At 62.0% G+C, this 12,541-nt stretch carries 11 protein-coding genes; 6 read left to right on the top strand and 5 right to left on the bottom strand.

Going from position 1 to position 12,541, the window contains the following annotated elements; all coding sequences use genetic code 11:
- Positions 1 to 152 precede the first annotated feature (152 nt).
- On the top strand, positions 153 to 1,277 hold the full coding sequence (locus JJJ17_RS06565) for a TRAP transporter substrate-binding protein (protein WP_200684857.1): 1,125 nt from the start codon (positions 153 to 155) through the stop codon (positions 1,275 to 1,277).
- Between the two features lie 141 nt (positions 1,278 to 1,418).
- Here the strand turns inward: JJJ17_RS06565 and JJJ17_RS06560 are convergent, their stop codons facing one another.
- The 5 genes from JJJ17_RS06560 to cobU all read right to left on the bottom strand — a co-directional run bounded on the left by JJJ17_RS06560 (position 1,419) and on the right by cobU (position 6,701).
- Positions 1,419 to 3,536: a TRAP transporter large permease gene (locus JJJ17_RS06560; RefSeq protein WP_325168778.1), complete on the bottom strand. Its 2,118-nt coding sequence runs from the start codon at positions 3,534 to 3,536 to the stop codon at positions 1,419 to 1,421.
- Complete coding sequence (locus tag JJJ17_RS06555) at positions 3,536 to 4,162, bottom strand: TRAP transporter small permease subunit (protein ID WP_200684633.1); 627 nt, start codon at positions 4,160 to 4,162, stop codon at positions 3,536 to 3,538. The genes JJJ17_RS06560 and JJJ17_RS06555 overlap by 1 nt, the downstream gene beginning before the upstream one ends.
- 115 nt (positions 4,163 to 4,277) lie before the next feature.
- Positions 4,278 to 5,015, bottom strand: coding sequence for an adenosylcobinamide-GDP ribazoletransferase (cobS, locus tag JJJ17_RS06550; RefSeq protein WP_200684632.1), 738 nt, complete (start codon positions 5,013 to 5,015; stop codon positions 4,278 to 4,280).
- Positions 5,016 to 5,224: 209 nt separating this feature from the next.
- Positions 5,225 to 6,184: a nicotinate-nucleotide--dimethylbenzimidazole phosphoribosyltransferase gene (gene cobT / locus JJJ17_RS06545; protein ID WP_200684631.1), complete on the bottom strand. Its 960-nt coding sequence runs from the start codon at positions 6,182 to 6,184 to the stop codon at positions 5,225 to 5,227.
- Entirely contained in the window at positions 6,171 to 6,701 is a 531-nt protein-coding gene (cobU, locus tag JJJ17_RS06540) for a bifunctional adenosylcobinamide kinase/adenosylcobinamide-phosphate guanylyltransferase (protein WP_200684630.1), read from the bottom strand. The genes cobT and cobU overlap by 14 nt, the downstream gene beginning before the upstream one ends.
- A gap of 129 nt (positions 6,702 to 6,830) precedes the next feature.
- Here cobU and JJJ17_RS06535 point away from each other — a divergent pair, with 129 nt between their 5' ends.
- The 5 genes from JJJ17_RS06535 to JJJ17_RS06515 all read left to right on the top strand — a co-directional run bounded on the left by JJJ17_RS06535 (position 6,831) and on the right by JJJ17_RS06515 (position 12,517).
- Positions 6,831 to 8,435 carry a peptide ABC transporter substrate-binding protein gene (locus JJJ17_RS06535; RefSeq protein WP_200684629.1) on the top strand — a complete coding sequence of 535 codons (1,605 nt, stop codon included), beginning with the start codon at positions 6,831 to 6,833 and terminating at the stop codon, positions 8,433 to 8,435.
- 92 nt (positions 8,436 to 8,527) lie between these two features.
- Positions 8,528 to 9,451, top strand: a complete 924-nt coding sequence (gene oppB / locus JJJ17_RS06530) for an oligopeptide ABC transporter permease OppB (RefSeq protein ID WP_200684628.1) — start codon at positions 8,528 to 8,530, stop codon at positions 9,449 to 9,451.
- 3 nt (positions 9,452 to 9,454) lie between these two features.
- Positions 9,455 to 10,381, top strand: coding sequence for an ABC transporter permease subunit (locus JJJ17_RS06525; RefSeq protein WP_200684626.1), 927 nt, complete (start codon positions 9,455 to 9,457; stop codon positions 10,379 to 10,381).
- Position 10,382: 1 nt separating this feature from the next.
- The gene (locus JJJ17_RS06520) at positions 10,383 to 11,495 is read left to right on the top strand and encodes an oligopeptide/dipeptide ABC transporter ATP-binding protein (RefSeq protein ID WP_200684625.1); all 1,113 of its coding nucleotides are present in this window, start codon (positions 10,383 to 10,385) and stop codon (positions 11,493 to 11,495) included.
- A complete protein-coding gene (locus JJJ17_RS06515) occupies positions 11,492 to 12,517 on the top strand; it encodes an oligopeptide/dipeptide ABC transporter ATP-binding protein (RefSeq protein WP_200684624.1) in 1,026 nt (341 codons plus the stop codon). Before JJJ17_RS06520 ends, JJJ17_RS06515 begins: the two co-directional genes overlap by 4 nt.
- Positions 12,518 to 12,541: the final 24 nt, after the last annotated feature.

Raw genomic sequence — 12,541 nt, 5'->3', positions numbered from 1 at the left:
GGGCATCCACATATTTGACGGCTGCGTGGTTTCCGGCACTCGACACCCGCGTTTCGGGCTATAAACTGCGCCACATACGGATCGGGGCGATCGTTCAGGGCGAGGGCCCAGCCCGGTCTGAGGGAGGAATATATATGAACGAATCCAAAAAACTGGGACGGCGGGACTTTCTAAGCCGCGCGTCGGTCGGCGGTGTTGCCGCAGCAGCCGGGGCGACGCTTGCCGCGCCGGCCATCGCGCAAGAGGCGCCGACGATCAACTGGCGGCTTGCCTCGTCCTTCCCGAAATCGCTGGACACGATCTATGGCGGGGCCGACGAGCTTTCGCGTCGTCTGCGCGAGGCAACTGACGGCAAGTTCAACATTCAGGTCTTTGCCGCGGGCGAGATCGTTCCGGGCCTTGATGCGATCAACGCCGCCACTGACGGCACCGTCGAATCGGCGCATTCGGTCGGCTATTACAACTGGGGCAAGGACCCGGCTTTCGCCTGCGGTGCCGACCTGCCCTTCACCTTCTCGGCACGCGCCAAGGCCGCCTATAACTATTACGGCGGCGGGATCGAGAACTATAACGAGTTCCTCGACAAATACACGCTGGTCAGCTTCCCCGGCGGCAATACCGGCGTGCAGATGGGCGGCTGGTATCGGCGCGAGATCAACACCGCAGCCGATCTTCAGGGCCTGAAGATGCGTATTTCGGGTCTGGCCGGGCGCATCCTGCAAAAGCTGGGCGTGGTGCCGCAGCAGCTTGCCGGTGGCGACATCTATCCCTCGCTGGAACGCGGCACGATCGATGCGGCGGAATGGGTCGGCCCCTATGACGACAACAAGCTGGGCTTCCAGAAGGTCGCGCCCTATTACTACTATCCCGGTTTCTGGGAAGGTGGTCCAACGGTCAGCTTCTTCTTCAACAAGCCGAAATTCGAGGGTCTGCCCGAGAATTACAAATCCCTGCTGCGCACCTGCTGTCAGGCGGTGGATCAAAGCATGCTGGCCAATTACGACACCAAGAACCCGACCGCGCTGAAAGAGCTGGTCGGTTCCGGCGCGCAATTGCGGTCGTTCAGCGAAGACATTCTGAACGCCTCCTTTGCCGCCTCGAACGAGGTCTATGCCGAGCTGATGACCGAAAACGAGTCGTTCAAGAAGCAATACGAGGCGATGCTGCAATACCGTGACGACTGGTATCTCTATGCGCAGACCGCCGAATATACCTTCGACACCTTCATGATGATCCAGCAGCGCAACGGCAAGCTGCGTCCGGGCGGCGCTCAGTAACACCTCCCAGACCAAGATCAGAAACCGCCGCGATCCGTCGCGGCGGTTTTTTCATGTCTGGCCGGGTTGTGGGGTGAAAGCCTGAACCAAAGAAAAAGGCCGGGCGTTTTGCCCGGCCTTTTGACGCTGTGATATTGGGCGTCAGTTGCTGCCGCCAAGACCCGGCGGCGGGCTGCTGCCCAGCCCAAGACCGCCACCATTCGCCTCTGGCTCGGGGGTGGCTTCCGGGGTTGCCGGTTGCGGGGCGGGCTGTTCGCCGGGCGTGCCGAAATTCGGCGGTCCGCCAAGATCGCCGAAACCACCTGACGTGCCCTCGGTCGCAGGGGTCTCGGTCCCGCCTGCGGGTGCTTGCCCGAAGGGTGAACCGCCCAAGCCGCCCAGCGTGCCGAAGCCGCTGCCCGAACCCGATCCGCCAAGCCCGGATTCGGGGATCTGGATCTGCACGTTCGACGTGTCCACCGGCGCCCCTTTGTAGTGCATGACCAGGTTCGGGAAGGCGATGACGACACCGACCATTACGATCTGGATCAACACATAAGGCACCGCGCCCCAGTAGATCTGGGATGAGCGGACAGGCTCCATCGTCTTGCCGGTCACCTTGTCGCGATAGGGCAGCTTTGGCGCGACCGATCGCAGGTAGAACAAGGCGAAACCGAAGGGTGGATGCATGAAGCTGGTCTGCATATTGACCCCAAGGATCACCCCGAACCAGATCAGATCGATGCCAAGGCTTTCGGCGGCAGGCGCCAGCAGCGGCACGATAATGAAGGCCAGTTCGAAGAAATCGAGGAAGAAGGCCAGCAGGAAGACCAGCACCGACACCGCAATCAGGAAGCCATATTCGCCGCCCGGAAGCGAGGTCAGCAGATGCTCGACCCAGACATGCCCGTTCACCCCGTAGAAGGTCAGCGAAAAGACCCGCGCCCCGATCAGGATGAACATGACGAAGGCCGACAACCGGGTGGTCGCAGCCAGCGCCTGGGAGATCACCTCATAGTTCAGGCGCTTCTTGAACCCGGCAAGGATCAGCGATCCGACCGCGCCCATCGCGCCGCCCTCGGTCGGGGTGGCGATGCCAAGGAAGATGGTGCCCAGAACCAGAAAGATCAGCGCCAGCGGCGGGATCAGCACGATGATGACCTGCTGCGCAAGGCGGCTGGTCAGCCCAAGGCTATGTTCCGGCTGGTAGGTGAAATCGATCACCGTTGCCACGACCTTGAAGATCAGCGCAAAGGCGATGATCCCGACAATGGCCGAGCAGATCAGACTGAAGATCAGCGCGCCCATGCCTTCGACCGACAGGATCGCCGTCGCGATATGTCCAAAGACATGCGAGACGAAGACCCCGTAGAAGATGGCGCAGGCAAGTCCGGCAATCGCCAGTTTGACCAGAAAGCGCCAGCCTTCCTTGTCCAGCAGTGCGATGAAATAGGCGACCAGAACGCCCACCGTCCCCGCATAGATATCGGCGTTCACGCCCATCTTCGGATGCAGGTAATGGAAGGTCAGATAGCCCGCCAGACCGGCGATCAGCAGCACCGCCAGCAGCGACTTGACCCCGGAGCCCAGTTTCCGCGCCTCGGGCGGAAGGGCGGGAACCTTGTGCGGCTGAAAGATCGAGGTGACGAAGATATAGACCATGTAAAGCCCGGTCAGGACCAGACCGGGGATCAGCGCGCCTTTATACATGTCGCCGACCGACCGACCCAACTGGTCGGCCAGAACGATCAGCACCAGACTGGGCGGGATGATCTGCGCCAGCGTCCCCGAGGCCGCGATGGTCCCCGAGGCCAGCTTCCGGTCATAACCATAGCGCAGCATGATCGGCAGCGAGATCAGGCCCATCGCAATCACCGAGGCCGCGACAACGCCGGTCGTGGCCGCCAGAAGCGCGCCGACGATGATCACCGCATAGGCAAGGCCACCACGAACGGGGCCGAAAAGCTGGCCGATCGTGTCCAGCAAATCCTCGGCCATGCCGGATTTCTCCAGCACGATGCCCATGAAGGTGAAGAATGGCACCGCAAGCAGCACCTCGTTGGCGACGACCCCTCCGAAGAATCGGTCGGGGATGGCCCGCAGCAATTCCCAACTAAGGTTGATATTGCCGTTTGACAGCGGTGCAAGCTCGACACCGACGATGAAGAACAAAAGCCCGTTTGCCGCCAGTGCGAAAGCCACCGGATAGCCGAACAGCAAAAACAGGATCAGCGAAACGAACATGATCGGCGCCATGTTCTGCGCGATAAGTTCCAAAATCATGCGCGGTCATCCTTGCCCGGCTCGGCCTTGGGCCGTGCATCTTCAAAACCGGCCTGCTTCAGCAAATCCTCGTCCAGTTCCAGCGGCGCGTGCTGGCTGAAGGCGGGTTGCGGATCATCGATGATGCCGCGCATGACGGCGATCTTCTTGATGATCTCGGATATGCCCTGAAAGAACAGCAGCAGGAAGCCAAGGAACAGCATCGCCCGCGCCGGCCACAGCAACAGCCCACCCGAGTTCATCGAGCGCATGTTGACCTGATAGCTTTGCACCAGCCACGGCCAGACCAGCCACAGCGTCAGAATGACCAGCGGCATCAGGAAAAACACATGGCCGATCAGGTCGATCCAGTGCTGCGTCTTGCGCGACCATGCCCCATAGACGATGTCGATGCGGATATGTTCGTTCTCAAGCAGCGTATAGGCCGCCGCCAGCAGGAACGCGGCACCATAAAGATACCACTGCAGTTCCAGCCAGGCATTCGACGACGTGTTGAAGACTTTGCGGATGACTGCATTGGTCGCACTGACAAAGATCGCCAGCAGGATCAGCCATGACACGTTTTTACCGATAAAAGTATTGGCGCGGTCGATGCCGCGCGAAAGGGCCAGAAGACCGCCCATTATGATATCCTCCCTCGAAGCGTGATCGCGAAGTGTTCGGCGATCAGGTCAGCTTGTATTACCGACTTTCACTCTGTTCCGGGTATGCGCGAAGGCTGACAGCCGGTCAAGTTTTTCACGAAGCTGTCACCTCGCGGAATAGCGCAAAGACGACCAGAACCGCCGTTTCTGCGACCAGCGACATGGTGCCCAGAACATCCCCGGTTTGACCTCCAAGCCATTGTTTTGCCTTGAAGATAACCCACGCACCCACGATGGCTGCAACGCCTGCGGCGGCGAATGCGGGCAGGCCGGCGGGTAGCAAAAACAGCGCAGCAATCAGCGCCGAAACCGCCAATCCGCCAAGGCCCGGACGGCCCGCAGCCCGCCCCAGACCATCGCTGCGCGCAGGTGGTAGCGCGACCATCGCAAAAACGATCGCCGCCCGCCCGGTCGATGCCGCCGCAATCAACGCCAGCGGCCCCAAAACACCAAGCGCCGCGATCCGCAACAGGGTCGAGACGATCAGCGCCATCACCCCGTAGCTGCCGATCCGGGAATCGCGCATGATCCGCAGCCGGTCCTCGGGCGTGTTGCCGCCAGCGGCATCGGCGAAATCGGCCAGCGCATCCTCGTGCAGCGCGCCGGTCAGCCAGACGGCCAGTGCGACGGAGAGCGTGGCCGTCAGCAACGGCGGGCCGGGCAGCAGCAGTGGCAGCGAGGCGATTGCGCCGATGATCGCGCCCACGAGCGGAAAGGCCCATGCGCTTTCGGCAAGCGGCAGCACGCGCGGCGGCAGCAACCGGCCCAGCGGCAGGCGGGTCAGAAAGACCAGCGCCAACAGGAATTGCTGTGCCCTAACGCGGATCGACATGCCATGCGCCGTCTTGACAGTTAAGATAAAGCGCCCGCCCGGAAGCAAGGCGCGGAACGCGCCGCTGGGCAGTGCACAGCCGCCCCCCGGCTGGGCACTTTGGTGATGTCCCGCGCAACCGATAAGGCGGGGGAGACGGCACCATAAAGCGTCCAGCACAATCGTAGCTGTGCCCAACCGCGGCTGTGCCCGGCCCTCTGCACATGACCCTAGCCAATGACGGCCTCGGCAAATGTCGCCATGCCGTCATGGCAGGCCAGCGCGCTGCGCAGCACCATCAGCGCCACAGCCGCGCCTGATCCCTCGCCCAGCCGCATCTCCAGCGACAGGATCGGCGGGATCGGCAGGGCCAATGCCTCGATCAGTCGGCGATGCCCCGGTTCGGCGCTTTCATGGCCGATCAGGCAATGAGCCAGTGCAGCAGGATCATCGCGGGTCAGCACCGCAGCGGCGGCAGTGCAGATGAAGCCGTCGAGCAGCACCGGAATACCCAAATCCCGCGCCCGCATCACGGCACCACAAATCGCCGCCTGCTCTCGCCCGCCAAAGGCCGCCAGTGTCCCGCGCGTGTCAGAGGGCGCATGCAAGGCCAGCCCGCGCGAAACGGCATCCGCCTTACGCGCCATGATCTCGGCAGAGGCGCCGGTGCCAGGACCAATCCAGTCGCCCGCCTGTCCGCCAAAGGTCGCCGCCGCTAAGGCCGCAGCTACCGTCGAATTGCCGATCCCCATTTCGCCCAGCAGCAGCACATCCGCATCGGGATCGACCGCATCGGCACCGCTTTGCATCGCGGAAACCACCTCTTCGGCACTCATTGCCGGGCCTGTGGTGAAATCCGCAGTCGGGCGGTCCAGATCCAGCGGCACCACCCGCAGGTCCGCATCGGCGACACGGCAAAGCTGGTTGATCGCGGCGCCTCCGGCGGCAAAATTCTGCGCCATCAGCGCGGTCACCTCGGCCGGGAACGGGTTCACGCCCTGCGCCACCACGCCATGATTTCCCGCAAAGACCAGCGCCTGCGCGCGATCGATCCGGGGTCGTTCGCGGCCCTGCCAGCCCGCCATGAAAACCGCCAGATCCTCTAGCCTGCCCAGCGATCCGGCGGGCTTGGTCAGTACCGCCTGCCGCGCCCGCGCGGCCTGAGCCGCAGCCTCGTCAAACCGGCTCATCAAGGCTCACCAATGCAGGTTTCAGACGCAGGGGCTGGCCCGATACCGCCATCCAGACCTCATCGGCGACCGCTGCGACGGCCTGATTCATCCAGCCATGCTGATCTCGGAACCGCCGCGCCAGCGTATTGCCCGGCACGATCCCCTGCCCCAGTTCATTCGTCACCAACACGACCGGAGATCGTTGCTGACGCAACGTTATTTCCAATGCCCCTATATCCGCCGATCCCTCGCAGTTCGACAGCCACAGCGTCAGGCAATCGACCAGCCGCGCGCCCCGCCCGTCGGTCCGCATCAAAGCACCAGCAAGATCAACGGGTTCTTCGACCGTGATCCAGCCGCTTCCGCGACGTCTTTGATGTTCCGAGATTCTTTCGGACATTTCGCCGTCGCGCGGCTCGGCGGTCGCGATATAGACCGGCTGCGGCCCGTGGCGCAGCACCAAACGTTCGGCCAAAGCCGACTTCCCGGAACGCGCCCCTCCGGTGACAAGCGTAATTCGGCCAGTCGCCTTCATAACGCCTCTGTTCCACAGGATGAAACGCATGAAAAGCCCGAATGCCACTTTACCTTAACGTGCGTTGGCGTAGTTTCGGCGCATTACGGTGCACATAAGTCACCGACAACCAACACAGGAGGAGTCGCCATGACGAAGCTTTTCGCGACCACGGCGCTTGTCGCCACACTTGCCCTTCCCGCCTATGCCGCCCAGCCCGCAGAGGGCGAGACCCTTTCGGATAATCAGTCGCTTAGCTTCTGGATCCTCGACGCTTTCAAATCCCTTGATCCGCAATTGACCTCGTCCAGAACAGACTCGGACATGATCCGGCAATTGTTCGAGGGCCTGATGAACGAGGATGCAACCGGGGCAATGATCCCCGGTGTCGCCGAAAGCTACGAGATGAGCGATGACGGCATGACCTACACGTTCAAATTGCGTGACTCCAACTGGTCGAATGGCGATCCGGTCACCGCGAATGACTTTGTCTATGCATGGCGCCGCGCCGTCGATCCGGCGACCGCGTCGGAATATGCGTGGTTCATGGAGCTGATGAACATCGTCAGCGCCTCGGAAATCGTGAAGGGCGAGGCTGCCCCCGATACGCTGGGCGTGACCGCAGTTGACGATCACACGCTGGAAGTGAAGCTGACCAAGCCGACCCCCTATTTCCTGAAGACGCTGTCGCATGCCACCACCTATCCCACCCCGCAAAAGGTGATCGAGGCCGAGGGTGACGCATGGACCCAACCCGGCAAGATGGTCAGCAATGGCGCCTATAAGCTGGAAAGCCACGATCTGGGCGTCGAGGGCGTCGCTGTCCGCAACGAGAATTACTGGAACAATGACGAGACGATCATCGACACCGTCCGCTTTGTCACCGTCAACGACCAGAATATCGGCCTGACCCGCTATTTGGCGGGCGAGATCGACTGGATGAACACCCTGCCCGCCGGTCGCTTCCCGCAATTGCTGGAAGAATACCCGGATGAGGCGGTTTCGGCGCCGTGGTCCTGTTCCTACGCCTATCTCTTCAACCTCTCGGACAAGGGCCCCGAGGCGCTGAAGGATCTGCGCGTCCGGCAGGCCTTGGCCTATGGTATCGACCGCGACATCATCGTGGACCGCGTGCTGCAAGGCGGCCAACGTCCGGCCTATTACTGGACCCATTGGGCGACCGAAGGCTATGAGGCCCCCGAGATCGAGATGTCGGAATGGACCCAGGCCGAGCGGATCGAGAAGGCCAAGGCACTGCTGGAAGAGGCGGGCTATGGCCCCGACAATCCGCTGAGCCTGTCGATCCAGTACAATACGTCGGAAGATCACCGGAAGCTGGCGATTGCCGTGCAGCAGTTCTGGAAGGCAATCGGCGTCAACGCGACGCTGAACAACTATGAATGGAAGGTCCATATCGACCGCCTGAACAATCAGGATTTCGAGGTGGCCCGCTATGCGTGGTGCGCCGATTATAACGAAGCGTCGAGCTTCCTCGATTACTTCCGCACCGGCGGCTATAACCAAGGCAAGTGGTCGAACGCGGAATATGACCAGCTTCTGGCGGATGCCGCCACCGCTGAAAACCCGAACGATCTTTACAAACAGGCCGAGGCGATCCTGATTCAGGATATGGCTCTGGCGCCGACCTATCACTACGCCATGGCGCAGATGATCAAGCCCGATATCCGTGGGGTCCCGCTCGAGAACGTGATGAGCAGCTGGTACGCCAAGGACATGTATCGGGTCGCCGAGTAATTCCGACAAAACCGTGCTATACCGGAAGGGGAACACCCCCTTCCGGTTCAAACGCATAGACGCTGACGACCCCTTGCAGGGAGGCTGCACCGATGTTCGCATATGTGATGCGACGGCTGGCGGTGGCGATACCTACGCTACTTCTGCTGATCGTCTTTTCCTTTCTACTGATGCACCTTGCACCGGGGGGACCGTTCTCGCAGGAACGGGAACTGCCTGCGCAGGTGCTGGCAAATCTTAACGAGAAATACGGGCTGGATCAGCCGCTATGGCGGCAGATCATTAGCTATGTCTGGGGCATCATCGCCCATTTCGATTTCGGTCCCAGCTTCGTCTATCCCGACCGGACCGTGAACCAGTTGATCGCCGCCGGTTTCCCGGTGACGCTGACCTATGGCACGCTGGCTTTCGTGGCCGCCGTCGTCACCGGCGTCGCCTTGGGCGTGGTCGCGGCCATCTGGCACAATAGCTGGGTGGATTATCTGGCCGTCGGCATCTCGATCGGCGCGCAGGTGCTGCCGAATTTCGTCATGGCGCCGATCCTCGTTCTGGTGTTCACCCTCTGGTATCGGATGCTGCCCGGCGGTGGCTGGAGCTTCAACGACCCCAGCTTCTGGGTCATGCCGGTCATCGCGCTTTCGACCAGCTACATGGCCTCGATCGCGCGGATCACCCGGTCGTCGATGCTGGAGGTGCTGGGCTCGAACCATATCCGCACCGCCCGCGCCAAGGGCATGCCGGAACATCGGGTGATCATCCGCCATGCGCTGAAACCGGCGATGCTGCCGGTGATCAGCTATCTTGGCCCGGTTTTCGTGTCGATGATCACCGGATCGGTGGTGATCGATATCTACTTCTCGACCGGCGGGATCGGGAAGGCGTTCGTCGATAGCGCGCTGAACCGCGATTATGCCGTGATGATGGGCGTGACCATTCTGGTCGGCGCGCTGACCATCCTCTTCAACCTTGTCGTCGATATCCTCTATGCGTGGATCGACCCGAAGATCAGGTATTGAGCCATGATCATCGAGCAAAGCAAGATGCAATCCCTCGCCGCCCGCATGTCCAAGGACGAGGTCAAGGGCCGCAGCCCATGGGCCGATGCGCGCAAGCGTTTCTTCCGCAACAAGGCCGCAATGGCCGGGCTGATCATCCTGATCCTTGTCGGGCTGTTCGCGATCTTCGGCAATTCCTTCGCCGTCTGGTCGAACGAAGAGCTTGATTTCAACGTCATGGGTCAGGTCACCACGATGGGCATGCCCTCGCTGGAGAACGGGCATTACTTCGGCACCGACGATCTGGGGCGCGACCTTTATTCGCGCACCGTTCAGGGCACGCAGATCTCGCTGATGGTGGGCATCGTCGGCGCGGCCATCGCGGTGATCGTCGGCACGCTATACGGCGCAACGGCGGGCTATTTCGGCGGGCGCACCGATCAGTTGATGATGCGCGCCGTCGATATCCTGATGTCGATCCCCTATATGTTCGTGCTGATCCTGCTGTTGGTGATGTTCGGGCGGTCGATGTCGATGCTGTTTCTTGGCATCGGCCTGATCTCGTGGCTGGATATGAGCCGGATCGTCCGCGGCCAGACCCTGAGCCTGAAGAACCGAGAGTTCATCGAGGCGGCCCGTGCCACCGGCGTTCCCGGCTGGAAGATCATCATTCGCCATATCGTCCCGAACCTTCTGGGCGTGGTGGCGGTCTATGCGACGCTTCTGGTGCCGCTGATGATCCTGACCGAAAGCTTCATCAGCTTCCTTGGCCTTGGCGTTCAGGAACCGCTGACCTCATGGGGCGCGCTGATCTCGGAAGGGGCTGGCACGATCAACTACGGCACTCTGTGGCAACTGGCCTTCCCGCTGTTCTTCTTCTGCATCACCCTCTTCGGCTTCTTCTTCGTCGGAGACGGGCTTCGTGATGCACTTGACCCGAAGGAGCGCTGACATGGCTTTGCTTGAACTCAGGGATCTGTCGGTCCGCTTCCGCACCAATGATGGCGAGGTTCATGCCGTCAATCAGGTCAATCTGGACGTGGATGCCGGTGAGACCGTCGGCATCGTCGGCGAATCCGGCAGCGGCAAATCGCAACTCTCCTTTGCCATCATGGGGCTTCTGGCGCGAAACGGCACGGCCTCTGGCATGGTCACTTTCGACGGGCAGCAGATCCTGAACACGCCGCCGAAGGTGATCAACAAGATCCGCGCCGAAAAGATTGCCATGATCTTTCAGGACCCGATGACCTCGCTGAACCCCTATATGCGGGTCGCCGATCAGATGGCCGAGGTGCTGACCCTGCACAAGGGCATGTCGAAAAAGGCCGCCGTGGCGGAATCCGCCCGGATGCTGGACGCGGTGCGTATCCCCGATGCACGAGCGCGGGTGAACCTTTATCCGCACGAATTTTCGGGCGGGATGCGGCAGCGGGTGATGATCGCGATGGCGCTGCTCTGCCGTCCGAAACTGTTGATCGCGGATGAGCCGACAACGGCGCTGGACGTGACGGTGCAGGCGCAGATCATGGCGCTTCTGGCGGAATTGCAGACCGAATTCGGCATGGCGATGATCCTGATCACCCATGATCTTGGCGTCGTCGCGGGGTCATGCGAGCGGGTGGCGGTCATGTATGGCGGCCGCATCCGCGAGACCGGCCCGGTCGGCCCGCTTTTCACCGATCCGGCCCATCCCTATACGCAGGGGCTGCTGGCGGCGATCCCCCGCATCGATCACGGCGATGAGGAATTGGCAGCCATCCCCGGCTCGCCCCCGAATATGAGCCGCCCGCCCGAGGGCTGCGCCTTTGAGCCACGCTGTTCCTACCGTCGCGAGGAATGCGCCCATCTGGCCCCGCCGCTGGAAGACTTTGCCAAGGGCCGCGCCCGCGCCTGTTTCGCGCCGCTGAACGATGTGCGCGGCGGTCGCGCCACGGTGCATCTTTCCGAGGTCGAGCCGCCGGCGGGCGATATCGACGATGACGACATTACCCCCGCGCCAATTGCCGATGCGATCATCGGCGGCGCGGGCGTTGCCGGAACCTCAAGCAAGGTGGATCAGCCATGACCAGACCCCTGCTAGACGTGCGCGACCTGCGGGTCACCTTCCAGATCCAGTCCTCGGGCGCGATGCCGTGGCACAAGCCAAAGCAGTTGCGCGCCGTTGGTGGCGTGGATTTCACCCTGAATCCCGGCGAGACGCTGGGCATCGTCGGCGAATCCGGTTGCGGAAAATCGACCCTGGCCCGCGCCCTGATCGGTCTGGTCCCGGCGACGGGAAAGGCCGAATGGATCGACGGCAAGGATCTGATCTCACTCTCTCCCCGGCAGATGATGAAATATCGCAGCGATATCCAGATGGTGTTTCAGGATCCGCTGGCCTCGCTGAACCCGCGGATGACCGTGGGCCAGATCATCGCCGAGCCGCTGACCACCCACCACCCGAACCTGAAACGCGCCGAGGTGAAAGAGCGGGTGAAGGCGATGATGGAAAAGGTCGGGCTGCTGCCGAACCAGATCAACCGCTACCCGCACGAGTTCAGCGGTGGGCAATGCCAGCGCATCGGCATCGCCCGCGCGCTGATCGTCGAGCCGAAGCTGATTATCTGTGACGAACCCGTCTCGGCGCTGGACGTGTCGATTCAGGCGCAGGTGATCAACCTGCTGATCCGGCTGCAAAAGGAACTGGGCCTGTCGCTGGTCTTCATCGCCCACGATCTTTCGGTGGTGAAACATATCAGCGACCGGGTGATGGTCCTCTATCTGGGCAAGGTGATGGAGATCGCCTCTTCCGACGATCTCTACGCCCACCCGCAGCACCCCTATACGCAGGCACTGCTATCGGCGGTGCCGGTCCCCGACCCGGATTACGATCCGGTGGCCAGCGTGGTGCCGCTGAAAGGCGACCTGCCCTCGCCCTTGAACCCGCCTTCGGGCTGCGTCTTCCGCACCCGCTGCCCGCGGGCCGAGGCCCGCTGCGCGACCGAGGCCCCTGCCCTCAGCCTTGGCGATCATCAGGTCGCCTGCCACTTCCCCGGCCCGCTGACCGAAACCGAAATCGCCCGCGCCCGCCGCACCGAGGCTGCCTGACCAAAAACGGCCCGACGCGAAAAC

This window comes from Paracoccus caeni, from assembly GCF_016629665.1.
Classification (GTDB): domain Bacteria; phylum Pseudomonadota; class Alphaproteobacteria; order Rhodobacterales; family Rhodobacteraceae; genus Paracoccus; species Paracoccus caeni.
The sequence above is the reverse complement of the archived record's forward strand: the minus strand, read 5'-3'. Positions and strand labels throughout refer to the sequence as shown.

What these genes read in the sequence shown, in the direction of transcription:
- JJJ17_RS06520 (WP_200684625.1), top strand. Translation starts at nt 10,383, where the DNA reads ATGGCTTTGCTTGAACTCAGGGATCTGTCGGTCCGCTTCCGCACCAAT.
- JJJ17_RS06555 (WP_200684633.1), bottom strand. Translation starts at nt 4,162, where the DNA reads ATGGGCGGTCTTCTGGCCCTTTCGCGCGGCATCGACCGCGCCAATACT.
- JJJ17_RS06525 (WP_200684626.1), top strand. Translation starts at nt 9,455, where the DNA reads ATGATCATCGAGCAAAGCAAGATGCAATCCCTCGCCGCCCGCATGTCC.
- oppB (WP_200684628.1), top strand. Translation starts at nt 8,528, where the DNA reads ATGTTCGCATATGTGATGCGACGGCTGGCGGTGGCGATACCTACGCTA.
- cobS (WP_200684632.1), bottom strand. Translation starts at nt 5,015, where the DNA reads ATGTCGATCCGCGTTAGGGCACAGCAATTCCTGTTGGCGCTGGTCTTT.
- cobT (WP_200684631.1), bottom strand. Translation starts at nt 6,184, where the DNA reads ATGAGCCGGTTTGACGAGGCTGCGGCTCAGGCCGCGCGGGCGCGGCAG.
- cobU (WP_200684630.1), bottom strand. Translation starts at nt 6,701, where the DNA reads ATGAAGGCGACTGGCCGAATTACGCTTGTCACCGGAGGGGCGCGTTCC.
- JJJ17_RS06515 (WP_200684624.1), top strand. Translation starts at nt 11,492, where the DNA reads ATGACCAGACCCCTGCTAGACGTGCGCGACCTGCGGGTCACCTTCCAG.
- JJJ17_RS06535 (WP_200684629.1), top strand. Translation starts at nt 6,831, where the DNA reads ATGACGAAGCTTTTCGCGACCACGGCGCTTGTCGCCACACTTGCCCTT.